Origin of the sequence: Aeromonas fluvialis (assembly GCF_000819885.1) — a bacterium.
Taxonomy (GTDB): domain Bacteria; phylum Pseudomonadota; class Gammaproteobacteria; order Enterobacterales; family Aeromonadaceae; genus Aeromonas; species Aeromonas fluvialis.
Genome location: NZ_CDBO01000074.1, coordinates 94,170 through 118,067 on the forward strand (window position 1 = coordinate 94,170; position 23,898 = coordinate 118,067).

At 61.2% G+C, this 23,898-nt stretch carries 17 protein-coding genes and 1 pseudogene; 11 read left to right on the plus strand and 7 right to left on the minus strand.

The window, feature by feature from the left end:
• Positions 1-53: 53 nt before the first annotated feature.
• From BN1125_RS17140 to BN1125_RS17155, 4 genes are all read left to right on the plus strand, one after another.
• A complete protein-coding gene (locus BN1125_RS17140) occupies positions 54-1,079 on the plus strand; it encodes a glycosyltransferase family 2 protein (RefSeq protein ID WP_042013760.1) in 1,026 nt (341 codons plus the stop codon).
• Positions 1,076-1,447 (plus strand): GtrA family protein, encoded by a 372-nt coding sequence (locus tag BN1125_RS17145; RefSeq protein ID WP_005338463.1) that lies wholly within the window; start codon positions 1,076-1,078, stop codon positions 1,445-1,447. Before BN1125_RS17140 ends, BN1125_RS17145 begins: the two co-directional genes overlap by 4 nt.
• The gene (locus tag BN1125_RS17150) at positions 1,447-2,613 is read left to right on the plus strand and encodes a membrane protein (RefSeq protein ID WP_042013761.1); all 1,167 of its coding nucleotides are present in this window, start codon (positions 1,447-1,449) and stop codon (positions 2,611-2,613) included. Before BN1125_RS17145 ends, BN1125_RS17150 begins: the two co-directional genes overlap by 1 nt.
• 212 nt (positions 2,614-2,825) lie before the next feature.
• On the plus strand, positions 2,826-4,937 hold the full coding sequence (locus BN1125_RS17155) for an alpha-amylase (protein ID WP_042013764.1): 2,112 nt from the start codon (positions 2,826-2,828) through the stop codon (positions 4,935-4,937).
• Between the two features lie 99 nt (positions 4,938-5,036).
• Here BN1125_RS17155 and BN1125_RS19795 read toward each other — a convergent pair.
• Positions 5,037-5,126: pseudogene (locus BN1125_RS19795) on the minus strand (glutathione S-transferase); the annotation flags it as partial.
• 171 nt (positions 5,127-5,297) lie between these two features.
• On the opposite strand from BN1125_RS19795, the gene BN1125_RS17160 reads away from it, so the two are divergent.
• The 4 genes from BN1125_RS17160 to BN1125_RS17175 all read left to right on the plus strand — a co-directional run bounded on the left by BN1125_RS17160 (position 5,298) and on the right by BN1125_RS17175 (position 8,872).
• The gene (locus BN1125_RS17160) at positions 5,298-5,942 is read left to right on the plus strand and encodes a response regulator transcription factor (RefSeq protein ID WP_042013767.1); all 645 of its coding nucleotides are present in this window, start codon (positions 5,298-5,300) and stop codon (positions 5,940-5,942) included.
• Between the two features lie 113 nt (positions 5,943-6,055).
• Positions 6,056-6,652 (plus strand): TetR/AcrR family transcriptional regulator, encoded by a 597-nt coding sequence (locus BN1125_RS17165; protein WP_042013769.1) that lies wholly within the window; start codon positions 6,056-6,058, stop codon positions 6,650-6,652.
• An 82-nt stretch (positions 6,653-6,734) separates the two neighbouring features.
• Positions 6,735-7,613 (plus strand): alpha/beta hydrolase, encoded by an 879-nt coding sequence (locus BN1125_RS17170; RefSeq protein ID WP_042013770.1) that lies wholly within the window; start codon positions 6,735-6,737, stop codon positions 7,611-7,613.
• A gap of 113 nt (positions 7,614-7,726) precedes the next feature.
• Positions 7,727-8,872, plus strand: coding sequence for a patatin-like phospholipase family protein (locus tag BN1125_RS17175; RefSeq protein WP_042013772.1), 1,146 nt, complete (start codon positions 7,727-7,729; stop codon positions 8,870-8,872).
• A gap of 6 nt (positions 8,873-8,878) precedes the next feature.
• Here the strand turns inward: BN1125_RS17175 and BN1125_RS17180 are convergent, their stop codons facing one another.
• Positions 8,879-10,831, minus strand: coding sequence for a monovalent cation:proton antiporter family protein (locus BN1125_RS17180; protein WP_042013773.1), 1,953 nt, complete (start codon positions 10,829-10,831; stop codon positions 8,879-8,881).
• A gap of 121 nt (positions 10,832-10,952) precedes the next feature.
• Between BN1125_RS17180 and BN1125_RS17185 the strand changes: the two genes are divergently transcribed.
• Positions 10,953-11,855 (plus strand): GGDEF domain-containing protein, encoded by a 903-nt coding sequence (locus tag BN1125_RS17185; protein ID WP_042013774.1) that lies wholly within the window; start codon positions 10,953-10,955, stop codon positions 11,853-11,855.
• An 88-nt stretch (positions 11,856-11,943) separates the two neighbouring features.
• Here BN1125_RS17185 and tilS read toward each other — a convergent pair whose 3' ends face one another.
• The gene (tilS, locus tag BN1125_RS17190) at positions 11,944-13,302 is read right to left on the minus strand and encodes a tRNA lysidine(34) synthetase TilS (RefSeq protein ID WP_042013776.1); all 1,359 of its coding nucleotides are present in this window, start codon (positions 13,300-13,302) and stop codon (positions 11,944-11,946) included.
• Between the two features lie 180 nt (positions 13,303-13,482).
• Here tilS and BN1125_RS17195 point away from each other — a divergent pair, with 180 nt between their 5' ends.
• Positions 13,483-15,516 carry a M13 family metallopeptidase gene (locus BN1125_RS17195; RefSeq protein WP_042013870.1) on the plus strand — a complete coding sequence of 678 codons (2,034 nt, stop codon included), beginning with the start codon at positions 13,483-13,485 and terminating at the stop codon, positions 15,514-15,516.
• A gap of 58 nt (positions 15,517-15,574) precedes the next feature.
• Positions 15,575-16,018, plus strand: a complete 444-nt coding sequence (locus BN1125_RS17200; protein WP_042013778.1) for a PliI family lysozyme inhibitor of I-type lysozyme — start codon at positions 15,575-15,577, stop codon at positions 16,016-16,018.
• Positions 16,019-16,196: 178 nt separating this feature from the next.
• Here BN1125_RS17200 and BN1125_RS17205 read toward each other — a convergent pair whose 3' ends face one another.
• The 4 genes from BN1125_RS17205 to yjeH form a co-directional block, all read right to left on the minus strand.
• On the minus strand, positions 16,197-18,329 hold the full coding sequence (locus tag BN1125_RS17205) for a lysine decarboxylase CadA (RefSeq protein WP_042013780.1): 2,133 nt from the start codon (positions 18,327-18,329) through the stop codon (positions 16,197-16,199).
• Positions 18,330-18,406: 77 nt separating this feature from the next.
• Positions 18,407-19,741, minus strand: a complete 1,335-nt coding sequence (gene cadB, locus BN1125_RS17210) for a cadaverine/lysine antiporter (RefSeq protein WP_042013782.1) — start codon at positions 19,739-19,741, stop codon at positions 18,407-18,409.
• 827 nt (positions 19,742-20,568) lie between these two features.
• Positions 20,569-22,122, minus strand: a complete 1,554-nt coding sequence (cadC, locus tag BN1125_RS17215) for a lysine decarboxylation/transport transcriptional activator CadC (protein WP_042013783.1) — start codon at positions 22,120-22,122, stop codon at positions 20,569-20,571.
• A gap of 393 nt (positions 22,123-22,515) precedes the next feature.
• Entirely contained in the window at positions 22,516-23,796 is a 1,281-nt protein-coding gene (gene yjeH / locus BN1125_RS17220) for an L-methionine/branched-chain amino acid transporter (RefSeq protein WP_042013784.1), read from the minus strand.
• Between the last annotated feature and the right edge of the window lie 102 nt (positions 23,797-23,898).

The following is a 23,898-nucleotide window of genomic DNA, read 5'->3' on the forward strand; positions in this document are numbered from 1 at the left end:
TACGTGTCCCCAATACCGTTTTATAAAAATAACCAGCCAATAAGGACGTTCTTATGTCGCATCCAGATTTTCGACTCTCTCTGGTCGTTCCCGTTTATAACGAGGAAGAGAGCATCGATGCCTTCATCAGCGCGATAGACAATGAACTGGCCCCGCTCAAAGACCAGCTTGAAATTGTATTCGTCAACGACGGTAGCCGTGACCGCACCCGTGAAGTGGTCGAGCAGGCCATCGCCCGTGACCCGCGCGTGACCTTGGTCAACCTGGCACGCAACTTCGGTAAAGAAGCCGCCCTGACCGCCGGTCTGCATCAGGCCAAAGGGGATGCCATCGTGCCGATGGACGTGGATCTGCAAGACCCACCCGCCCTGATCCTGGAGTTCGTCAAACTGTGGCAGACCGGTGACTACGACACCGTCTACGGCATCCGCGTCGATCGCAGCGCCGATACCCCGATGAAGCGCCTGACTGCCGGTGGCTTCTACCGCTTCTTCAACGCGCTCTCCACCAGCACCAAGCTGCCGGAGAACGCCGGTGACTTCCGCCTGATCGACCGTCGCGTGGTCGAGGCGATCAAGCTGCTGCCGGAGCGCAACCGCTTCATGAAGGGGCTGTTTGCCTGGGCCGGTTTCCGCGCCGTTGGCGTTCCCTACGAGCGCCCGGCCCGTCACGCAGGTGAAACCAAGTTCAACTACTGGAAGCTGTGGAACTTCGCCCTCGACGGCTTGTTGAGCTTCTCCAGCTGGCCGCTGCGGGTCTGGAGCTACGTCGGCGTCGGCGTCTCCTTCGTCTCCTTCCTCTACATCCTCAAGATCGTCACCCAGGTGGTCTTCTTCGGTATCGACGTGCCCGGTTACGCCTCTCTGATGTCGGTGGTGCTGTTCCTCGGCGGTATCCAGCTGCTGTCGCTCGGCATCATCGGCGAGTACATAGGCCGCATGTTCGTGGAAGTGAAACAGCGCCCAGTCTACCTCATTGAAGGGGTCTATGGCCAATATGCCAAGCAGGATGCAGCCACACCGCTGAACGCTGAACGCAATCCGCAAGAGCAAGAGCAACAGGAGCAAGCGCCTCAATGATCTCCCGCGAGGAATTCTGGCGGCTGGTACGTTTCGGTTTTGTCGGCGGGGGGGCCACCCTCGTCGACCTTGGCACCTCCATCGCACTGTTTCATACCTGGCCCACCATCTCGGAGCATCTGGTCACCACGCTAGCCTTTGCCATCGCGTTCTGGTTCTCCTTCTTTGGTCACCGCTACATCACCTTCCAGAAACAGGGAGCCGCCAGCAAATTTCTGCTGGTCGCCCTCTTCTCGCTGGCGGTGCGTAACCTGATCCTGAGCGGCCTGCTGTTTGCGGGGCTCTCCGGTCTGCTACCGGTGGTCATCGCCACCCTGACCGTTACTGTCCTCACTTACGTTCTCTCTCGCGTCTGGGTTTTTGCCTGATGAATGATATGACCAATACTGCCCCGCCAACCGGGGCTACACTCCCCTATCGCCCGTCACTGCGCATCAGCGGCCGTGACTGGCTGATGATCATCGCCGCCTTCGTGCTGAGCCGGGTGGCGCTGTATGGCATGGGCTACTTCGGCGTCCAGCTCTACGGCTCCCCCGACATCGGCCCGCTGCAGGCCTATTGTCAGTTCGACTGCGTCTGGTTCCAGCGCATCATAGAGAACGGCTATGACCTCTATCCACGCTGGCTGAGCAAGGGCAATGCGGCCAACTGGGCCTTTATGCCGCTCTATCCCATGCTGGCGGGCTCTCTCTCCAGCCTGCTTAATGTCGAGAGCCTGATCGGCCTGATGCTGGTGGCCAACATCGCCTTCTTCATCAGCCTGCCGCTGATGCTGCTGGTGCTGCGCCAACTCAAACTGGGTGACGAGACCGCCCGCTTCGGCGTCTGGCTGCTCGCCTTCTCCCCCTTCTCCGCCTACTTCGTCTCCGGCTATACCGAGTCGATGTTCATGGCGCTGATGCTGGGCATGTTCCTGTTTGCCTACCGGGAGCAATGGCTGATGGTCGCCCTGCTGGGAGTCTGCATCTCGGGCACCCGCAACCTGGGGGTGATGATGGTGTTCCCGGTGCTGATCCTGGCGCTGCAGGCTTACGGCTGGCGGGAGTTCTTCCGCTTCACCGAGCGCGCCTTCAAGGTGGTGTTCACCCTCTGGTTGATCCCGTTTGGCCTGTTTGCCTACATGGTCTATCTCTATCACCTGACCGGCGATGCCTTCGCCTTCAAGCACATTCAGGTGGCCTGGGGTCGCTACATGGACAGCCCGCTGGACTGGTGGCTGAGTGGCTTCGAGCTGGGGGGCCGCAAGGCTTACCTCTCCATCATGGTGATCTTCGGCTGGTGCCTGAACGGCTATTTGTTCAGCCAGAAGCGCTGGGCCGAAGCGACCCTGATGTTCATCTGCTGCACCATTCCGCTGATGACCGGCCTCAACGCCATGCCACGCTACATGTTCGGGCTCTACCCGACCCTGCTGGCGATCATTCTGCTGACCCATCGCTGGCCCGCTATCCGCCCGGCTGTGCTCTGCATCAGCGGCATGGTGGCCTCCTTTATCGCGGTGGCCTTCGTCAACTTCAAGTTCTTCACCGTCTGATGTGACGACCATACCTGCCATGCCAAATGCCGGTCACCTGACCGGCATTTTTATTCTCGATGCCCACCATTCGTCCGCCATCACACTTTTCTCGGCTTGAAAACGTAACCATTTGAACTGATGTCACAAATCGGCATTTTGCCGATCCAAGGCTCCCTGTGCTGCTCCTAGAATGGACCCTTGTCCGAACTGCCCTGCTCAAGGAATGGCTTATGCGTCGTGCACCCCTTTTATCCCCCCTCTGGCTTGCCCTGCTGGCCGCCCCGCTGTTCACCCAACAGGCGATGGCCGCCCCCGAGGTTCGCCTCTATGTGGATGGTCAACCGGTAGCGACCCCGATCGCGTTGGACAAGGGCACGGTGGAGCTGACTCACCCCCTTGCCAAGGGGAGCCACCAGATCCGCATCAGCGACGCAGGCAACAGTTGCGGCGCCAGCTTTGGCCCGAGCGAGAGTAAGCCACTTCCCTTCGGCACCGCCCAGCCCATGGACAAATGCAGCAAGGATCAGAGCTTTACCCTGCGGGTGATGCTGGCTGGGGAGTATCAGTTCACCTTCAACCCGGATACCCCCAGCCTCAAGGTGCTGCGGGCGACCAAGAAGAGCGAGTTCAAGCGCCAGCCACCACAAGAGCCCTGCATCAGCTGGGATGGCGGCCCGGTGACGGTATCCCTGAAAGGGGTTTGGCCCGACGGCACCCGACTGCGGGATGCCTACTCGAAACAGGAGGCGGTGATCAAACAGGGCAAGCTGACCCTGACCCCGAGCAAAGAGAGCGGCGGCCTGCTGCTGCTCGAACCGGTCAAGGCAGCCAAGCCAGCACCGTTCAGCTGGGATCAGGCGAGCGTCTATTTCCTGCTTACCGATCGCTTTAACAACGGCGACCCCGCCAACGACCACAGCTTCGGCCGCCAGAAGGATGGTCAGGACGAGGTGGCCACCTGGCACGGCGGCGATTTCAAGGGGCTGACCGAGAAGCTCGACTACATCAAGAGCCTCGGCATGAACGCCATCTGGATCACCCCCATGGTGGAGCAGGTACATGGCTTTATCGGGGGTGGCGAGCAGGGCAACTTCCCCTTCTACGCCTATCACGGCTACTGGGCGCTCGACTTCACCAAGATTGACCCCAACTACGGCGATGAAGAGAGCCTGAAGACCCTGGTGGACGAGGCCCACAAGCGCGGTATGCGGATCATCCTCGACGTGGTGATGAACCACGCCGGTTACGCCACCCTCGCCGACTTGCAAGATCTCGGGCTCACCGAGCTGACCCAGAACAGCGGCAAGCTGCCGGCCGTCTGGAACCAGTGGCGCCCGAGCGGTGGCCTCAACTGGCATGGCTACAACCAGTTCATCGACTATCAGTCGCCAGCGTGGAACAAGTGGTGGAGCGGCGACTGGGTGCGCGCCGGTCTACCCGGCTACCCGCAGCCCGGCACCGACGATGTGACCGGCTCGGTGGCGGGGCTGCCGGACTTTCTCACCGAGTCGTCCAAGCCGGTAGGGCTGCCGCCGTTGCTGGCCGCGAAAAAAGATACCAAAGCCAAGGCGCTGCCCGACGCCACCGTGAGCGACTATCTTATCGCCTGGCACACCGACTGGGTGCGCCGCTTTGGCATCGACGGTTTTCGGGCCGACACCGTCAAGCATCTGGAGCCCGAGGTGTGGGCCAAGCTCAAACAGGCGGGCACCACTGCGCTTAAGGAGTGGAAGGCCGCCAACCCGGACAAGGCGCTCGACGATCTGCCCTTCTACATGGTGGGCGAGGTGTGGGATCATGGGGTCGTCAAGGATTCCTGGTATCAGCACGGTTTTGACTCGCTGATCAACTTTGACTATCAGCGCGAGTTCGCCCTGCCCCAGGCCCAGTGCATGGCCAGCGCCGAGCCCACCTATGCCAGCTACGCCAGCCGCATCAATCAGGATCCCGAGTTCAACGTGCTGAGCTACATCAGCTCCCACGACACCAAACTGTTCTTCGGCGACTATCAGGATGTGCCGCTGCAACGCAGGGTGGCCAACAGCTTTATGCTGCTGCCGGGCGGCATCCAGCTTTACTACGGTGACGAGTCCGGCCGTGGCCTGGCCAAGGATGGTGGCGTGTTCGATCAAAGCGTGCGCTCCGACATGAACTGGCAAGAGCTGGCTGGCGGCGAGAAGGCCGAACTGGTCAAGCATTGGCAGCGGCTCGGCCAGTTCCGCGCCGCCCATCCGGCCATTGCGGCAGGCAGCCACCAGAAACTTGCGGATGCACCCTATGCCTTCGTGCGGGAGAAGGGTGATGACAAGGTGGTCGTGGTCTTTGCCGGTCGGCAGAAGTAACCCTCAAGCCACATTGACCAGCAACAGAGAGGGGAGCCACTGGCTCCCCTCTCTCGTTTATCTATCTGCCAAGGTTCACTGTGACTGGCGCGCTGCCACTTGCCATGTTAGCCCGCTCACCGCGATCATCCGTGTCGCCCGCATCGCCCAGGTGGAGCCGGTGCCCACCGCCAATACCAAGGAACCCATCTGTTGCCTCCTGCATGAGTTGCCTGCGACCGCCCTGTCTGCCCTTGATGGCAAAACATCCGATGGTCGCTTCACATTTGCGCACCGGCGGGTTTGACCCTCTTTGTGAGCGATGCTAGTTTGATTTTTCAAAACAATCAGTTAGCAACAATGTGAGCCATTAACCGAAATATGGACAGCCAATTTACCATCGTCATCGCAGATGACCACCCCCTGTTTCGGGGCGCCCTCTATCAAGCGGTGCACATGGCCATCGACGACGCCCAACTGCTGGAAGCAGACTCCATCGACAGCCTGACCCATCTGCTTGGCGAGCACCCCGACGTTGACCTGTTGCTGCTCGATCTCAAGATGCCGGGGGCCAACGGGTTTGAAGGATTGGCCCACCTGCGTGGCCAGTATCCCGACCTGCCCATCGTGGTGGTCTCCGCCTCGGAAGATCCCGCCATCATCCAGCAGGTGCTCCGGCTCGGGGCGCTCGGCTTCATTCCCAAGTCGGTACCGATGAAGGAGCTGGTCAACGCCCTCAATACGGTGATCGGGGGGGATAACTGGGTGCCGGAAGGCATCTCGCTCCATCCCGAATCGGAAGATGGCCCCGATTTCGCCAGCAAGCTGGCCAGCCTCACCCCCCAGCAGTACAAGGTGCTGATCATGCTGCGCGATGGCAGCCTCAACAAACAGATCGCCTGGGAGCTCAACGTCTCCGAGGCCACCATCAAGGCCCATATCACCGCCATCTTCAGAAAACTGGGGGTCAAAAACCGCACTCAGGCGGTTATCGCCCTGCAACAGCTCGATATCAAGGAGAACTGACCCCCGCGCATAGCGACACGTGCGAGACGACATAGCCAGCCATGCTGGCTATTTGTTGCTCGACAATTAGCACGATCGTACTTTATGCTGCCAGCGCTAACGAGGAGAGAAGGATGAGCAAGGGGCGCCTGACCCGGGAAAACATTTTGCAGACTGCTTTTGAGCAGGCGAGCCAGCAAGGGCTGGAGAGCCTGACCATCGGCTCGCTGGCCAGCGCCTGCGAGATGTCGAAAAGCGGCCTGTTTGCCCACTTTCAATCCCGCGACAATCTGCAGATCGCCGTGCTGGAGTACGCCGCCGAGGTGTTCCGGCTGCGGGTGATCCAGCCGGTACGTCAGCAGGAGCACCAGAGCCAGCACGACAAGCTGATCGCCCTGCTTCGCGCCTGGCAGGCGTGGAACCACTGCTTCGCGGGTCGCTGCATGTTCCTCAACGCCTGGACCTCGGAGCAGGATGGCCATGAGCAAAAGAGCCCGGTGCAGCAAGCCGCCCGTCAACTGGTGCGCTTCTGGCTCGACTATCTGGCCCGTCAAGTGGTGCAGGGTCAGGCCGCAGGCGAGTGGCGACAGGAAATAGATCCCTGGCGCGCCGTGTATCGTCTCTATGGCCTCTATCTGGCTGATCAGGTGTTCAACGACCTCGAACTGTGTCAGGATCCGGCCCGCCACTTCTGGCCCGAAGTGAACGATCTACTGAGCAGCTGGCGCTGATGTTTTGGCATCCGTTCAACACGACTTTTTAAAAACCAACAAAAAAGCACGACCGTTCGCACATAAAAACCACAGGATGACCATGAGCAGCAAGATCTACTTCAACACCCGCCGCTTCAGCCCGAGCAAATGGCTGCTGGGGATCGGCACCCGGTTGCACCACAGCTTCGCCCCCAGCCATGCCAAGCGCACCGCCAGCAAGTTGCTGCTCACACCCCAGCGCAACCAACGGGATGGCGCCGAGCCAGCCGGTCTGGTGAAGCAGGCAGTCCATACCAGCGAAGGGGCAGTGATGAGCTATCAGCTCGGTCAGGGACCACTGTGGCTGCTGATGCACGGCTGGTCCGGCAGCGCCAGCCAGTTTTATCCGCTGATGAGTCATATCGCCGCACAGGGGTTCACTGCGATTGCCTACGATCATCCGGCCCACGGCCAGAGCGCAGGCCATACCGGCCATCTGCCCCGCTTCGTGCGCGCCTTCGACGAGTTGGCGACCAGGCTGGCCAGCGAAGTGGGCCCGCTGCACGGCGTGATCGCCCACAGCATGGGCGGTGCTGTTACCCTCTCCAGCCGTCAACCGGGTATCGATACCCTGCCGCTGCTGTTGATTGCGCCGGTGCTCGACTATGTGCCCCAGCTCTACGGCATGGTGGCTCGCTCCGGTTACTCCATCCGGTTGTTCGATGCGGTAGTCAAGGAGATTGAGCAGGAGTACCAATACCCCTTGAGCACGGTCGATCCGCTGGGCCGACTCGCCAGTCGCAGCGGCGCAGCGATGATCGTCCACGACGAGGAGGACAGATTTGCCCCCCACGACAACTCCCTGCGGGCCAGTCAGGATGGCCATACCCGGCTGGTGAGCACCCGGGGTCTGGGCCACGGTCGCATCCTCGCCAGCGCGCCGGTATTAGCCGCCTTCGATCAGCTGGCGCGGCCGGCAAATCCTCACCGCCCCCTTTGACAGGGGGCGATTAAAAAAACGGGCGCGCGCCCGTTTTTATATTTGATACAGCGCCTTATAGTTAACTTGTCAGTGGGAACGCCCCTCTCGGGCCAACAATAAGGCGCCAGCATATGGCCAGACCCAATACAGCGTTGTTGCTCACCGGTGGCGGTGCTCGCGCCGCCTATCAGGTCGGTGCTCTCAAGGCGATTGCGGAGCTCTACCCGCGCAATCTCGGCATCCCTTTTCCCATTCTGTGCGGCACCTCGGCGGGGGCCATCAATGTCACCGCGCTGGCCTGCTACGCCTCCTGCTTTCATCTGGGGGTGCGCAAGCTGGAGTGGGTCTGGCGCCGTTTCGAGACTCACCATATCTTCGATTTTCACCCCGGTCGGCTGCTGTGGCGGCTGATGTACGAGGGGTCGGCGGGGCTGATCAATCCCCATACCAACCACGCCTTTCACCTCTTTGACAACGCGCCGCTGCACCGCCTGCTGGATCAGCTCATCGACTATCACCGCATCGATGACAATATCCTCTACGGCAGTCTGGAGGCGCTGGCCATCACGGCGTCGGATTATGATGACGGTCTCTCCACCACCTTCTTTCAGGGGCGGACCGACCACCATCCGTGGGAGCGGGCCAGGCGGCGCGGGGTACGCACCGTGCTTACATCGGAGCATCTGCTCGCCTCCTCGGCGCTCCCCTTTGTCTTTCCGGCCACCCGGATCGGCGAGAAGTTCTACGGCGACGGATCCATCCACCAGTTAAGCCCGCTCAGCCCCGCCATCCATCTGGGGGCAGAGCGGATCATGCTGATCACCCTCGATCCGCCAGCACACTCGGCGCCGACCCATCACCACGGCCATCTCACCAGCTCCAATATCGCCAGCCATCTGCTCGATACCGTCTTTACCGACACCCTCAACTCCGATCTGGAGCGGCTGTGGCGCATCAATCAGACTCTGGATCTTATCCCGCTACGGGAGCTCAACCGGCTGCAACTGAAGCGGGTGGAGACCTGCGTGCTGAAACCAAGTCAGGATCTTGACGAGATGGCGCTTCCTTACCTGCGCAAACTGCCGCTGCAACTGCGTCGCCTGTTGCGGGTGCTAGGGGTAAAAGGGGATGAGACAAGCAGTCTGGCCAGCTTCCTGATGTTCTATCCAGGATACTGCCAACAGTTGATCAAGCTGGGCTACCAGGACACCCTCAGGGAGCGGGAGTACGTTCTGAACTTCCTCGGCAGCGACTTGCCACCGAAGGGGGAAGGCTAGCAGCAATCAATATCCCTCAAGCAGACGCTGCTCCGCCTGCTCCATCGCCACCACGGTACCAAACAGGATCAGCCGATCACCGGCCGCCAGCACCAGTTCGGGTCTGGGCTCCAGACTCAGCTCCCCACGCTGCACCTCCTTGATCCGCACCTCAGCGAGGGGGAGATCGCGCACCTCGCGTCCCACCGCCCACGCCTGATCGTGCAACAAAAGCGGATGGAGGCGCTCGAGCAGCTGATCCGCCTCCAGATTGCTGGCGCTCTGATCCCCCCAGTAGAAGCCGTGCAGGAAGCGATACTGGCTGCTGCGCTCGTGCTCCATCCGCCGGATCACCCGGCCGAGGGGGATATCGCAATTGACCAGCAGATGAGAGACCAGCATCAGGGCCCCCTCCTGGGATTCCGGGATCACCTCGAAGGCCCCTGCCCGCTTGTACTGCTCGAGAAAACTGTCATCACGGGTACGCACCAGCACCTTGAGCTCCCCCGCCAGTTCGCGGATCAGTGCCAGCATCGCCTCCACCCGCTTGCGATCGTCGAAGGTGATGATCACCAGCCGCGCCCGCAACAACCCGGCGGCCAGCAGAATATCGCGCCGACTGGCATCGCCAAAGGCCACCTGCTCCCCCGCCTGCTTGGCCTCGCTCACCCGCTCGGGGTCGAGATCGAGGGCCAGAAAGGGGATCTCCTCGATCTTGAGGAAACGGGCACAGGTCTGCCCCGCTCGGCCAAACCCGGCGATGATGACGTGCTGGTTCTTGCTCAGGCCCGACTGGGCTACCTCAGATCGGGTCAGCAGCGCCGGATCGGTGAGGCTGCGGGCCAGCGAGTGGGCCTGGATCACCAGCCAGGGGGTCATGGCGATGGAGATGATACCGATGCCAATGAGCAGGGAGACCAACTGCTGATCCAGCAGGCCGTGGTGCAGTGCCAGCGCCAGCAGCACGAAGCCAAATTCACCGATCTGGCTTAGCATGATGCCGGCGGCCATGCTGTCACGCTTGCGCTCCCCCATCAGCCGTCCGGCCAGCAGCACCAGCAGGGATTTGCACAGCACCAATAGCACCACGCAGATCAGCACCTGCCACCAGGCCCGCGCCACCAGCTCCCACTCCATAGTCATGCCGATGGTGATAAAAAAGAGCCCCATCAGCACGTCGCGAAAGGGCTTGATATCCACCTCCAGCTGATGACGGTAGTGGGACTCCCCAAGCATCATCCCCGCCAGAAATGCCCCCAGCGCCATCGACAGCCCCAGCGAATGGGTCATGAACGCGGCCAATAGCGCCACCAGCAGGGCACTCAGCACGAACAGCTCATCGGAGCGGGCCCGCGCCACCTCGTGAAACAGCAACGGCAGCAGCCACTTGCCCACTGCCAACAGGGTAAAGAGGGCAAGCAGCCCCTTGAGGGTGGCCCAGGCGATCTCGGCGGCCAGCGCACTCCCCTGTACTTCCGGCTGGGCGAGGATCGGGATCATCACCAGCAGGGGTACCACCGCCAGATCCTGAAACAACAGCACACTCACCCCCAGCTGGGCGCGGCGGGTATGGAGCTGCTTCTGCTCGCCTAGCTGCTTGATCACCACAGCCGTCGACGACAAAGCCAGGGTGCCAGCCACCACCAGCGACTGGGCCAGACCCAACCCCCACCACCAGCAGATGGCGAAGAAAAGCAGTGACGTGAGCAGCACCTGCAGGCCGCCCACCCCCAGCACCAGTCGGCGCATCGCCAGCAATTTCGGGAGGGAGAACTCCAGCCCCAGCGAGAACATCAAAAAGACGATGCCGAGCTCGGCAATGGTCTGCATGATCGACTGGCCGGTGATCACCGCCAGCCCGTGGGGACCGAGCAACACGCCGGCAATCAGGTAGGCGAGGATCACCGGCAAGCCGAGGCGTCGGAAAGTTGCCACCAGCAGCACGGCGGCGAACAGCAGGATCAACAGGTCTGTGTACAAATTTCCCTCTCCTTTTTATCAACTTAAGTCTAGTCAGTCGAACTGGCGAGAAGAAAAGATATATTGGGCATGACAATTGCAAATAAGTGGGAGCAGTTGTCAGGTACACAGGTGGAAGACCATGGAAAATACGTCGTCACTCAATGGCTTTAGCCATGGCATCGAGCAGTGGGTTCGCCAGATGGAGCGGTTCACGCCGTTGCCCAGCGTTGAACGCAACCCCTTGCTCGAGCAGTTGTTGGGGCAGAGCGATCTCGGCGGTTTGCTGACAACTTTTGCCGATCGTGCGGCAAGAATTGTCAGGATCCACAGCCTCTACCTCGATTGTGGCCAGCCCCATATGCTGATCCAGCACCCGCCGCAGGCCACCCTCAACCTGCACAGCTATCCGTTCGAGCTGCGCGGCCAGCACGGCCAACTGCTCGGCCAGCTCCACTACCAGCTGGAGCATCCACTCAGTGGCAGCCAGCAACGGGTATTGATGCAATACCATCAGCAACTCTGCCTGCTGCTGCCCCTCTATCTTCGGCTGGAAAAACTGGATCAGCTGGTCAGGCTCGATCACCTGACCGGCCTTGGCAACCGCTCCTACTTTGATGAGGCCATCGGCCGCGCCATCGAGCAGCACAGCCGCGAGCCCCATGGTCTGGTGCTGGTGCTGATGGATCTCGATCGCTTCAAGCAGATCAATGACACCTGGGGTCATCCGGTGGGGGATCTGGTGCTAAGCCGCTTCGCCCAGCTGCTCAAAGGCTGCATCCGCAGCACGGATCAAGCCTTCCGGCTCGGAGGGGATGAATTTGCCCTGCTGCTGCAACCGGCCGAACCCGAGGCGTGGCGCCCGGTCTGGCTGCGACTGCAGCATATGTTGATGACCCACAAGGAGCTCAGCACCTTCTCGGTCGGATGCAGCCTTGGTGCCGCCAGCTGGCAATCCGGGGTCGATGTGCCGAGCCTCTATGAGGCGGCCGACAGTCACCTCTACGCCCGCAAAAAAGCCGGCAAAGCCGGCCTTCCCGAATAGTCCTGAACTCTTCTTTGCTCCGGCACATGCGCGCCATGTGACCGGAGCTTCTTTTTTGGGGCTAATCCCCCCTCACACCGAGCTCTCCTCAGGCAAGATCCAGCTCGGGCAGAACCGGGGCTGCACCGCCCGCCTGCCAGTGGCACACCAGCCCGGCCCCCTGTGCCATAAAACCGTCGCAGACAAAGAGCCCCACCACCACCGCCACCTGCTCGCCATAGTAGAGGATGGGGATTCGCCCCCGCTGCCACGAAGGCACACCATACTCCTGCAGCAGCTTCTTCATCCGCCGACTACCGCTTCGCCCCACCGGTTTGAGGGGGATCCCGGGCGCCACCTGAAAACGCACCGAGAGCGGCTCGTCCGGCCGGGGGGCACGCAGCAGCCCCTCCCCGTGCTCCGCCATGCGCACCACCAGCTCGCCCAACCCGTCCGGCAGGGTCAGCGGCTCACCCACAATCAGCGGCAATAGCTGATGGCAGGGTTGCAAGTCAGGACTCACCAGATAGAGCCGCTCCTGAAAACGGCGGCAGCACTGGCGCCCCCAGTTGAGCTGGGGATTGGCATCGCCGCGCGCCAGCGCTACCTCCTGCCACAACCGGGCAAGCTGCTCGCGGGATGGCATCTCCCCCCCCTGACGGCGGATCCAGTAGCGCAGCAGGTTGTTGCGCCGGGTGGGTGAAAGGGCGTGCAGCGGGCCGATATGGAGTGCCTCCCCCTCGCCCGCCAGTTGCCAGTCACTCTCGGCCAGCTCATCCAGCAGCGCCTCCTGCTCGGCGCACAGGGCCATGCTGCGCGCAGCGGTCTGGGCCATGGCGGGCCAGCGCGCCTTGAGCTGGGGGATAAGCGTCTGGCGCAAAAAGTTGCGGTCATAGCTCACATCCTGATTGCTCTCATCCTCCACCCAGCCAAAGGGGAGGCTCGCTGCCGCCTCGGCCAACTCGACGCGACTCATATCGAGCATCGGCCGCAGCAACAGGCCGCCAGCAAAGGGCTGGCTTGGCAAGATCCCCGCCAGGCCACGCAGACCGGCGCCGCGCTTGAGGGCCAGCAGCAGGGTCTCCAGCTGATCGTCCTGATGGTGGGCGGTGAGCAGCCACTCCCCCTCCCGCATCCGGGCGGTCAGCCGCTGGTAACGGGCGGTGCGGGCTTGCGCCTCCAGACTCTCGCCATTGCCGCGGGCCAAGGCCACCCGCTCGACCAGCATCTCCACCGCCAATTGCTGACACACGGCTTCACAGTGAACGACCCACTCATCGGCATGGGGGCTGAGGCCGTGGTGCACGTGCAGGGCACGAAGCGGCAGACCGTGCTCGCGGGCATACTGCGCCGCCAGCACCAGCAGCAGGGTGGAGTCGAGGCCGCCACTGAAGGCCACCAGCAGACCGGTGGAACCTTCCGGCGCTGGCATAGTCAGACAAAAGCGAGAATAAAGATGAGAAATCATAGGCTTCCCCAAAACGGACCGGCCGATCTTAGCAGAGTCAGGCTTATCAAGCTGCAACCCTGCTGCTAGAGTGAGGCTCGCCCACCCTCTCCACCAGGCCGGCCGCATGGCGGTCACATCACCGGTTGGCGCAAGGAGGATGGGCAGGGAAGCAAACAACCCGAATTGGAATCAAACAAGATGAACAATAACAAAAGCTTACTGGCCGGCCTGATTGGACTGGCCCTACTGGCTGGCTGCAGTCAGGCACCGCAAGACTCCCCCAAACACGCCGGGCTGACGCTGGCCAATATGGATACCAGCATCAAACCCGGCGATGACTTCTTCCGCTACGTCAATGGCAAGTGGCTCGCCACCGCCAAGATCCCCGATGATCGCCCCGCCGATGGCGCCTTCTACATGCTGCGGGACAAGTCCCTCGCCGATGTGCGGGTGCTGGTCGAGGGGCTGGCCAAGCAGGAGGCCGCCACCGGCACGCCGACCCCGCAGATCCGCGATCTCTATGCCAGCTATCTGGATCAGGCCGGCCGTGACGCCAAGGGGCTCACCCCGCTGGCACCGGCGCTGGCCGAGATCGACCGGATCGGTGATCAGGCCGGGCTGGCCCGCGCCTTTGCCCAATCAGGCCGCATCGGCGGCGGCGCGCCGTTCGGCATCTGGATCAACGCCGATGCCAAGTCCCCCGACCGCTATGCGGTCTACCTCTATCAGGGGGGATTGGGGCTGCCGGATCGGGACTACTACCTCAAGCAGGATCCCGACAGTCAGGCCCTGCGCCAGAAGTACCAGCAGCATATCGCCGCCATGCTGAGCCGCCTCGGGGAGTCTGATCCGAGCGGCAACGCCAAGCGCATTCTGGCCCTCGAAACCCGGCTAGCCACCATCCAGTGGGACAATGTGACCCTGCGGGATCGGGACAAGAACTACAACAAGCGCCCCGCCAGCGAACTGGCACGGCTCGCCCCCCACCTCGACTGGCAGGCCTACCTGAACGCCGCGGGCATTGCTGCCCAGCCAGAGCTCATCATCGGCCAGCCGACCTATCTGAGCGCGCTGGATCAGGTGATGGCCCAGACCCCCATCGCCGACTGGCAGGCCTACCTCAAGTGGCAACTGTTGACCGACTACGCCTCCTATCTCGACAGTGAGACCGATCGGGCCAACTTCGCCTTCTACGGCACCACATTGAGCGGCACGCCCAAACAGCGCGCCAGCTGGGAGCGGGCGCTCGGGGTGCTGAACGATCATCTGGGTGAAGCGGTCGGTCAGCTCTATGTGGCCCGCTACTTCCCGCCAGCGGCCAAGGAGCGGATGGAGCAGCTGGTGGAGAACCTGCGCACCGCCTACGGCCAGAGCATCAAGGATCTCGACTGGATGTCGCCCGAGACCAAGGCGCAGGCGCTCGAGAAGCTGGCCAAGTTCCGCCCCAAGATCGGCTACCCCGACAAGTGGCAGGATTACAGCGCCATCACCATCAAACCGGATGATCTGGTGGGCAACCTGCAACGCTCGCAAGCCTTTGAATACGCAGACAGTCTGGCGCGCCTCGGCAAGCCGGTCGACCGGGACGAGTGGCATATGTCGCCGCAGACGGTGAACGCCTACTACAACCCGAGCAACAACGAGATCGTCTTCCCGGCGGCCATCTTGCAGCCCCCCTTCTTCGACATGACGGCGGATGATGCGGTCAACTACGGTGCCATCGGCGGGGTCATTGGCCACGAGATGGGCCACGGTTTTGATGATCAGGGGGCCAAATCCGACGGCGACGGCATGATGCGCGACTGGTGGACGCCGCAGGATCTCAAGGAGTTCCGCTTCCGTACCAGCCGGCTGGTGGCCCAGTACAACCGCTTCGAGCCCATCAACGGCCAGTTCGTCAACGGTCAGTTCACCCTGGGGGAGAACATCGGCGATCTCGGCGGTCTCACCATCGCCCACAAGGCCTACGAGCTGTCACTCGATGGCAAGGAGGCGCCGGTGCTGGATGGTTTTACCGGCGAACAGCGCTTCTTCCTCGGCTGGGCGCAGGTATGGAAGGGGATGTATCGCCCCGAGCTGATGCAGATGCTGCTGCGCTCCGACCCCCACTCGCCGCCCGAGTACCGGGTCAACGGCGTGGTGCCAAACATTCCCGCCTTCTACGAGGCGTTCAACATCCAACCGGGGGACAAGCTCTATCTGCCGCCCCAGAAGCGGGTGAAGATCTGGTAACCGCATCACGGCGGTCTCCCGCGGGGCCCGCAATCAAGAGACAGCAAGAGGTTGCAAGATGAACAGAGCATTGATGATGGCAGGGCTGCTGACCCTGCCGCTGGCGGCACAAGCACAAGCCGAAGAGGGATTTAGCAAGCAACTGACCCTCCCCTCCGGGCAGGTGATCAGGGTAGCGCAGGGGGCCGGTGAGCCAGCCTCCATCGGCAGCTATGACGTGCGACTCTACTCGGGTCAAAACGCCGAGTTCCCACTGGATGAGTTTCTGGATGGCAAGGTGATGGCCCGCAACGGCGTTATCCGGGATCTGAAGCTGGTCGATTTGAATGGTGACAAGGATCCCGAGCTGGTGGTCATCATCGAGAGCGCCGGCAGCGGCAGCTATCAGGATGCCGATGCCTACACCGTCAGCCCGCAGGGGGAGCTGGAGATCTTCCATCAGGTCAAGGAGCTGGAGCCCAAAAAGGATGTGATCAAGGCGCTCAGGAGTCCGCAGGACTAAGCCCACACCCGGAATCTGAAATATAAAAAGCCCTGATTATCAGGGCGTTCAGATTGCTGAAAAAGCCAAAATTGTCATAGTAACGCATTGATTTTGTTTGATGAGAAAACCCTGTTTTTCTGAAATCAGGGGGGCAATAGTTTGAACGGGCCTTGCGGCCCGTTGTTATCATTTTCGATTAACGCAGCACCTTGACGGTGTAGCTGCCATCCGCCTGACGATAGAGGCCGTGGATATCGGTCTCGAAGCCCGGGTAGTGGGCACCGATCTCGCACAGCATCTCGAGGAACTCGAGCACCGGCAGAGAATCCTTGGTCACCATCTCGCCCGGCAACACCAGCGGTACTCCCGGCGGGTACGGCAGGATCATGTTGGCGCTGATGCGGTCAACCATGTCACGCAACGGCACCTCTTCCAGATTGCCCGCCAGCTCTTGCTGCCATGCAGCGTGCGGGGTCATCTTCATCTCCGGCAGCACGTCGAACGCCTTGAACATCAGCTCCGGCAGACGGTATTTGCAGGTCAGCTCATGGATGCTCTGGGCCAGCGCCTGAATGCGCATGCCTGCGTAGAAGGCCGGGTCTTCGCGATAGAGGCTCGGCAGTATGCTCTTGATGGTCAGGTTCAAATCATAACCGCGCTTGAACTCGGTCAGAGCCCGCAGCAACTGCATCGCCTTGGACTGATCGATCCCGATGGAGAAGAGGAACAGCATGTTGTAAGGGCCGGTCTTCTCCACCACGATGCCGCGCTCGTCGAGGAACTTGGAGACCAGTGAGGCCGGAATGCCCTTCTCCAGCAGCTGGCCGTCACGTCCCATCCCCGGGGTCAGCAGGGTGACCTTGATGGGGTCGAGGTACATGTGGTCATCGTCGATGCCGTTGAAACCGTGCCAGTCATCTTGCGGATCCAGCTTCCAGCACTCGACGGTGTCGATGTTGTCCGGCTGCCAGACGTCGAAGAACCAGCCTTCGCTCTGATCACGCAGACGCTTGATCTCTTTGCGGAAGGAGATGGCGCGATCGATAGAGTCCTTGATCAGACGCTTGCCGGTGTTGCCCCGCATCATGGCGGCGGAGATCTCGGTGGAGGCCACGATGCCGTACTGCGGCGAGGTGGATGTGTGCATCATGAAGGCTTCGTTGAAGGTCTCTTCCTCCACGTCACCCTTGATGTGGATCATCGAGGCCTGGGAGAAGGCCGCCAGCAGCTTGTGGGTGGACTGGGTTTCGTAGAACACCTTGCCCGGCATGGCGTCGCCACTCATGCCGCACTTGCCTTCGTAGATCGGGCTGAAGTTGGTGTAGGGCACCCAGGCACTGTCGAAGTGGATGTACGGGGTATCCAGACTCTCCTTGATGAAGCCGGTGTTGTAGAGCAGGCCATCATAGGTGGAGTTGGTGACGACGGCGTAACGGGGTGCCTGGGCACCCGGTGTTGCGGTAACCTTGGCAGCGATGGTGTCGCGGCTGAATTCGCTCTGCGGGATACCGCCCAGAATGCCGTAGGCGTTGCGGGTCGGACGGAAGTAGATCGGCGTCACGTCGTTCATCATCATCAGGTGAGTGAGCGACTTGTGGCAGTTGCGGTCAACCAGCACAGTGCTGCCCGCCGGCGCGGAGAACATGCCGACGATCTTGTTGGCAGTGGAGGTGCCGTTGGTAACGATATAGGAGCGATCGGCGTTGAAGGTACGGGCGATGTACTCTTCGGCCTCCTTGTGCGGACCTGAGTGATCCAGCAGGGAGCCCAGCTCCGGCATGGAGATGGAGACATCCGCCTTGAACGCGTTCGGGCCGTAGAAGTCATAGAAGATGCTGCCGGCCGGGCTCATCTGGAAGGCGGTACCGCCCATGTGACCCGGAGTACAGAAGGTGTATTTACCCTCTTCCACGTACTTGAACAGCGCCTTGGTAAACGGCGGCAGGATGGCGTCCTGATACTCCCGGGTGGCCTGGCCCATCTTGAGGGCGATGTCGTCGGCCATGCCGAGACGGTACTCGAAGAAGTGCACGTTCAGACGCAGGTCGGTCAGGTGAATGTCCAGAGTGGACTGGTCGTTGGCAAAGGCGAAGATCGGCAGCTTCTCGTTGCGATCGTGGATCTCCTTGCACAGGCCCAGGGAGTATTTGTCCCAGTCGAAGATGGCGCCGCAGACGCGGGGGTTCTTCTCAATCAGTTTCAGCAGGTCGGCAACGTCGACCGGATAAACAACCTCGAAACCCTTGCGCTCGAGGGAGGCTTGCAGCTGGCGAATGGGTTCTTCTTTAAAGAAAACGCCCAGGTGGTTGAGGATGGCAATGATATTCATCGTAATGCTCCACACATGAAGGGGCGCTCTCCATCAGGGATGGTGAGTGAAGAGCGCTCGGAAGATAAAAGGGGGAATCAGTTGCTGGGCTGTTCGCTCAGCAGGGCGTCGTGCTGACGCAGACCCTGTTTTTTGGCGTAGAACATCAGGATGATGAGCGACACCACGAAGGTGGCGGTGAGGTTGGAGCCCTGTGCCCCCATCAAGGCCACCAGACAGAAGACACAGGCGACACCGGAGAAAATCATGACGCCGATGCTGCGGGAGGTCATGCCCTCGAAGCGGATCAGGTTAATGCTGGAGTAGAAGTAGGGCAGCATGGTCAGCAGCACCGCATCTGTGGTCAGCACGTTGAAGAGATCGGCTGCGTGAGCGGACTGGGAAGTGAAGGCGGTCAGGCCAACCATCAGGGCAGTCATCTTGAGGGAGCCGAGGATCAGGCCCTTCTTGGCTACGCCGTTCTTGTCCACTTCACCGTAGATTTTCGGGAAGTTGCCGTCGTTGGCGGCACGCTTGCCCGCCTCGCCCACCAGCATCATCCAGGAACCGAGCGAGGTGAAGCAGGCCAGGGCGGTGAAGGCAGAGACGAACGGTGCAGACCAGCTACCGAAGATGGCGGAAGAGGCCATGGCAAACGGGGCGCCGGAGGCGGCCACTTCACCGGCCGGGAACATGCCGCTGATCACCTGGGTAGAGAGGATGTAGATAACCCCCGCGATACCGGTACCCAGCATGGTAGCGAGCGGTACGGTGCGCTTGGGGTTCTTCACCATGCCGGAAGAGACGGCGGCAGATTCAACACCGACGAAGGACCAGAGGCAGATCAGCACGGCGCTGATGACCGCATGCAGGTCGCTGCCGCTGGTGGTGTTCCAGTTCTGGCTGTAGACGGTGGCATCAAAATGACCCCAGCCCATCACCGCAGTACCGACAACCGGCAGCAGGATCAGCACCAGACCCAGAGTACAGAGTCGGCTCACCCAGCTACCGCCAAGCAGGTTGACGAAGGTGAAGATCCAGACGGCTACGATGGTGGCTGCGGCGGCTGGGATCGGGTTGTTGAGAATGGGGAAGAACACCGAGAGGTAGGAGACGCCGGTAATGGCGATGGCCAGGTTACCGATCCAGTTGGCGTGGTAATACAGCACACCGGTCTGGAAACCGAACACCGGAGAGATCTCGCCAGCGTAAGCAATGGGGCCACCCTCTTGCGGGTTCTTGGTCGCAAGGCGGGCGAAAACGAAGGCGAGGCCCATGGCGCCTACCAGACAGATAGCCCAGCTAAAGACAGAGATGGAGCCGATGGTGGCCAGTGCCGAAGGCAGCAGCGCAATACCGCTCCCCATCATGTTGCCGGCCACCACACCTGTACAGGCGATAAGGCCAATCTTCTTGCTCGTATCGAGGGACATAAGATCTCCGGTTCTATAAAAGGTCGGGTCGTCACATACACATTTGGCGGAACGTCCCGCCAAGGAATGGGCACAGACTAGGCCTCTCATCCCCGAAAAACATAAGGAGCAGCTAACGGATAAAAATATGAGCCAACTTTTTTCAGCGCTTGGCTGTTTTGATATAAATTTCTTTAAAAACAGATGGATGAGGTTTTACTTCGACACCGTCTTGATAAAACCTTGATATCTGGAGAGCCGTTTTTTGTCCCTTGATAACCCCCTTATCCCCCTGTCTTGATATTTTTCCGGGGATAAACCCGGGGTGCGGGGATCCCATGGTGCCACCCCTCCCCCCGCACCTGCCGCAGAGGTGGTCCCCCACCCTTCGCCACCGCAAACCGGGCCCCCACGCTCACCCGCTCGCCCCGCCACAAACTCGGTCCTGGCTCCCTGTTGGCACGGTGAAACAAAGAAAGGCTGCGCCCTGTGGTCGTGGGAGCAAGGGAGGCACAGCGCTTTGTGTACGCCAACGGCGAGCGCGGTGAAGAAGAGGCGGTGAAACAGATGCCAACAGCAGGCAAGAAGCGCTGCGTAACCACCTGCGGTATGTGTGGAATACGCAGGATGTGCAGCATGTGCGGCATGTGCGGCATGTGCGGCAGCAGCGATACGGGTGATCACGGGCGAGGGCGATCGCGAACGTTAACGCGGGCAGCGACGATGAGGCATCCGGATAGATCCGAAATAGATGTGATGCCGCCTGGCAGAAACAGCACAGGCCACCCGAAGGCAGCCTGTGCGGGGGTCAGCAGGGGGCCGACCAGTCGCAGATCCGTGCAGTTGGGTTAGAACAGCTTCACCTTGCTCTGACCCAACGCATTGAACAGGGCCGGGGTGAGGGTCTCCATATTGCTGTAGAAACCGAGCTGCTGGCAGAGCAGATAGGTCTGCTCGGTCGCCTCCATCAGGAAAGCCTGACTGTAGGCATCTCCCGCCGCCTCGGGGCGACCATCCAGCTCCGCCAGCTTGCCCTGCAGTATGTAGTAGAGCACCGAGCGGCCACGGCTCGCCGCCTGCTCCAGCAGATAGTCGGCCTGCTGTTGCTGGCCGTTGAGGATCGCCTGCAGGGTCAGGGCCTCCCACACCCGGGCTGGCAGGGCGCCGCTGTTTTGCACCACGCGGGCGAGATGGGTGCCGATCCCCTGTAGCCGCTCACTCTCGGATTTGCCCGCCAGGGTCGCCAGCGCCTCGCCCGCCAGATAACGCTCCGCCAGCAGCAGCGGCTGATCCGGATGGGCAATCAGCGCCTGCTCCAGCAGATCGATGCCACGCTTGAGGGCGACCGGATCCCGGCTGTTGGTGTAGTAGTGGGCCTCCATCAGTGCCATCAGCGAGGCATCGTCGGTGGGCCAGCCCATGCCAGGCTCGGCATCCGGCTGATCGAGAGCGCGCAGCAAATCCTGACTGCTGGCCTGCAACACCCTATGCACACTGTGGCGACTGAGCTGGTATTGATGGCTGAACAGCACCCGGTTGGTGTTGATATTGCGGTATTCCAAGTCGAGATCGGTCCCCCGCGACTGGCGGGTAACCCGTACGCTCAGCTCCTTGCCGGGCATGATGCCCCCCGTCAGAGTGGTGGCGCCGTACTGCACCCGCAGCGGCGTGGCTACCGCCACCTCCCCCATCAGGGCGCGGGTGATGCCATCGGCGAGGCGCACGTTCTCGTTGTTGTCATCCATGCCGGAGTGGAAGCGGAACACCAGCAGATTGGGATCTAGCATGGCGTGCACCTGGGGACTGGTGTGCTGGTAGCTGAGCATGCTGACAATGGCGATCAACACGATGGCAACGAAGATATCAAAACTCACCATCTTCCAGCGGCTGCGAGCATCCTTAGCATGGGTGGAGATGGCGCGGGTCAGGGGCCCGGCGGGAAAAGGGGCGACATTGGGCTGTTCATCATCATCCTGCTCAGCCACGGGCGGGCTCAGATCGGAGAGAGTCGGGTTGTCGGAGAGAGCGGTATTGACCGCGGCCACCGGCTGCTCATCCGCCATCACCACAGACACAACTTGCAGAGGCCGCACCGGCGCCACCAGCTTGTAGCCGCGCTTGGGCACGGTAACGATATACTCGGTCGCGTCGGTGCGACCATCCTTGAGGATCTTGCGCAGTTCGAAGATGGATTGGGTCACCACCTGATCGGTCACTTCTGCGCCGTCCCACACCTCGTTGATCAGGGCATCGCGGCCAAACACGGTACCGGCATTGCGGGCCAGAAACCGCAACAGGTTGACCAGCCGGGGTTCGAGGTAGACCTCGCGGTCGGGGCGACACAACATGTTGTCGTCAACGCTCAGGGTCCAGTCGTGGATCTCAAAAACCGATTCGCTCATGATTCACTCGCTGCAGATGGAGACAATGCACGATGAGAGTGACGCAAAACCCGGACTGACTGAACGGAACAAGGCGCTATCACCACAGGTGGCAGATAAAAAGAGAACCGAAGCAATGAAATCTCTGTGAGTCAGTCTGGCCAGGCCATCTTGTTTACGTCTGAAGGGCATCCTTGCGGGTATTCCGACCATCGGGATCGGAAAGCAGCACTTTAAGCAAAATGGGAGCTGGATCCCACTTTTTTTGGCGATAAATCGCTATTGAGTTGATCCGACCCTGCGCTTTTCAGTAAATCACGTGCCGGACTGTGTTCATATGAACACCTTGCATATCTAAATCAAAAAAGCCCTGAACATCAGGGCTTTCTCATTTTTTCGGCAATCGGGGAGACCTCATTTCGCCAGCGGGCACGCATCCTGCTGACGACTGCGACGCAGATGATGCCGCCACAACGAGAAGCCGCCGTAGCCGAGACTCAGCACCACCGCATAGAGCACCTGGGAGGCGAGCGCCACCAGTACCAGGGCGCAGAGCAGTACGCTTATCCCCGCCAGCCCCTTGCCCACCCCACCGAGCAGACGCCAGCCCGCCGCCATGCAGAGCAGGTAGACCAGCACGAAGTTGCCGTTGGCGTAGCGGATCAGCTCATCAAGCGGCAGTCGCAGCCAGATGATGAGGGTGATGCAGAGCAGGCAGATGGCGAGCACCAGACCGAGCGCCCGTAGCGGCGCCCCGCGCGCGGTGAGCACGGCCAGCGAGGGGGGCAGCTTGCCTTCCCGCGCCATGCTCCAGATCAGCCGGGCAAAGCCCTGAATATAGATATTGATGCTGGCAAAACAGGAGAGATAACCGAGCACCGCCACCAGCCACTTGGCGGTGGGGCCGAACAGCAGCGCCAGCAGGGAGGGGATGGCGGTGGCGTTTTTCGCCTCATCGCCGTAGAGGCCATATTTGAGCACCACCAGCGAGTGCACCCAGTAGATAAGCCCCGCCAGCAGCACGCCGCCCAGCAGAGCGATAGGGTAATCCCGCTGTGGCCGCTTGAACTCCTCCCCCATGTGGGCGAAAGCTTCCAGCCCGACGAAACACCAGAACATCACCGCCAGCGCGGTGGCCATAGGGGGCCACTCGTCCGTCGTCGGCAGCGGCCTGGCCGCATCGCGCCAGCTCATCTCTCCCTTGAACCAGATAAGCAGGGTGAGCCCCAAAATGGCGAGCGCAATCAGCAGTTGCAGGTTGCCGGAGGATCGCGCCCCGCGCAGCCCCAGCAGAAAGACCCCGAGCAGGGTGAGCAGCTGGATGGCCCAGAGGGTCCACTCCCCCATCTCAAACAGGGCGTGCCAGAAACCGGCGGCGATCATCAGGGCGGCGGGCAGACCTACCGGCAGCACCGCCAGAAACAGAAATGCCGAGAAGCGCTCGGCGCCATTGCCAAAGGCGAGGCCAATCAGGTGGGGCGCCCCGCCCGCGTGGGGATAGCGGCGGCCGAGGCGGGCAAAGGTAAAGGCGATGGGCAGCACCAGCGCAATCAGCAGCAGCCAGGCCCACAGAGAGGCGCCCCCCGCCAGCGACGCGGCGGTCGCCGGTACCACGAAAATCCCGGTGCCAAGCAGTGAGGTGGCGAGTAGCCCCATCCCCTGCCAGAGCCCGAGGTCCTTTTTCAACCCAGACATATCCTTTTGTCCTGACTAAAAAAACATCTCGCCATGTTAGGCCTCCCCCACCCCTTTGTTAAGCAGAGTGCAGAGAATATGCCCGGATTTATGCAAGTCTGC

What these genes read in the sequence shown, in the direction of transcription:
- BN1125_RS17140 (WP_042013760.1), top strand. Translation starts at nt 54, where the DNA reads ATGTCGCATCCAGATTTTCGACTCTCTCTGGTCGTTCCCGTTTATAAC.
- BN1125_RS17145 (WP_005338463.1), top strand. Translation starts at nt 1,076, where the DNA reads ATGATCTCCCGCGAGGAATTCTGGCGGCTGGTACGTTTCGGTTTTGTC.
- BN1125_RS17150 (WP_042013761.1), top strand. Translation starts at nt 1,447, where the DNA reads ATGAATGATATGACCAATACTGCCCCGCCAACCGGGGCTACACTCCCC.
- BN1125_RS17155 (WP_042013764.1), top strand. Translation starts at nt 2,826, where the DNA reads ATGCGTCGTGCACCCCTTTTATCCCCCCTCTGGCTTGCCCTGCTGGCC.
- BN1125_RS17160 (WP_042013767.1), top strand. Translation starts at nt 5,298, where the DNA reads ATGGACAGCCAATTTACCATCGTCATCGCAGATGACCACCCCCTGTTT.
- BN1125_RS17165 (WP_042013769.1), top strand. Translation starts at nt 6,056, where the DNA reads ATGAGCAAGGGGCGCCTGACCCGGGAAAACATTTTGCAGACTGCTTTT.
- BN1125_RS17170 (WP_042013770.1), top strand. Translation starts at nt 6,735, where the DNA reads ATGAGCAGCAAGATCTACTTCAACACCCGCCGCTTCAGCCCGAGCAAA.
- BN1125_RS17175 (WP_042013772.1), top strand. Translation starts at nt 7,727, where the DNA reads ATGGCCAGACCCAATACAGCGTTGTTGCTCACCGGTGGCGGTGCTCGC.
- BN1125_RS17185 (WP_042013774.1), top strand. Translation starts at nt 10,953, where the DNA reads ATGGAAAATACGTCGTCACTCAATGGCTTTAGCCATGGCATCGAGCAG.
- tilS (WP_042013776.1), bottom strand. Translation starts at nt 13,302, where the DNA reads ATGATTTCTCATCTTTATTCTCGCTTTTGTCTGACTATGCCAGCGCCG.
- BN1125_RS17195 (WP_042013870.1), top strand. Translation starts at nt 13,483, where the DNA reads ATGAACAATAACAAAAGCTTACTGGCCGGCCTGATTGGACTGGCCCTA.
- BN1125_RS17200 (WP_042013778.1), top strand. Translation starts at nt 15,575, where the DNA reads ATGAACAGAGCATTGATGATGGCAGGGCTGCTGACCCTGCCGCTGGCG.
- BN1125_RS17205 (WP_042013780.1), bottom strand. Translation starts at nt 18,329, where the DNA reads ATGAATATCATTGCCATCCTCAACCACCTGGGCGTTTTCTTTAAAGAA.
- cadB (WP_042013782.1), bottom strand. Translation starts at nt 19,741, where the DNA reads ATGTCCCTCGATACGAGCAAGAAGATTGGCCTTATCGCCTGTACAGGT.
- cadC (WP_042013783.1), bottom strand. Translation starts at nt 22,122, where the DNA reads ATGAGCGAATCGGTTTTTGAGATCCACGACTGGACCCTGAGCGTTGAC.
- yjeH (WP_042013784.1), bottom strand. Translation starts at nt 23,796, where the DNA reads ATGTCTGGGTTGAAAAAGGACCTCGGGCTCTGGCAGGGGATGGGGCTA.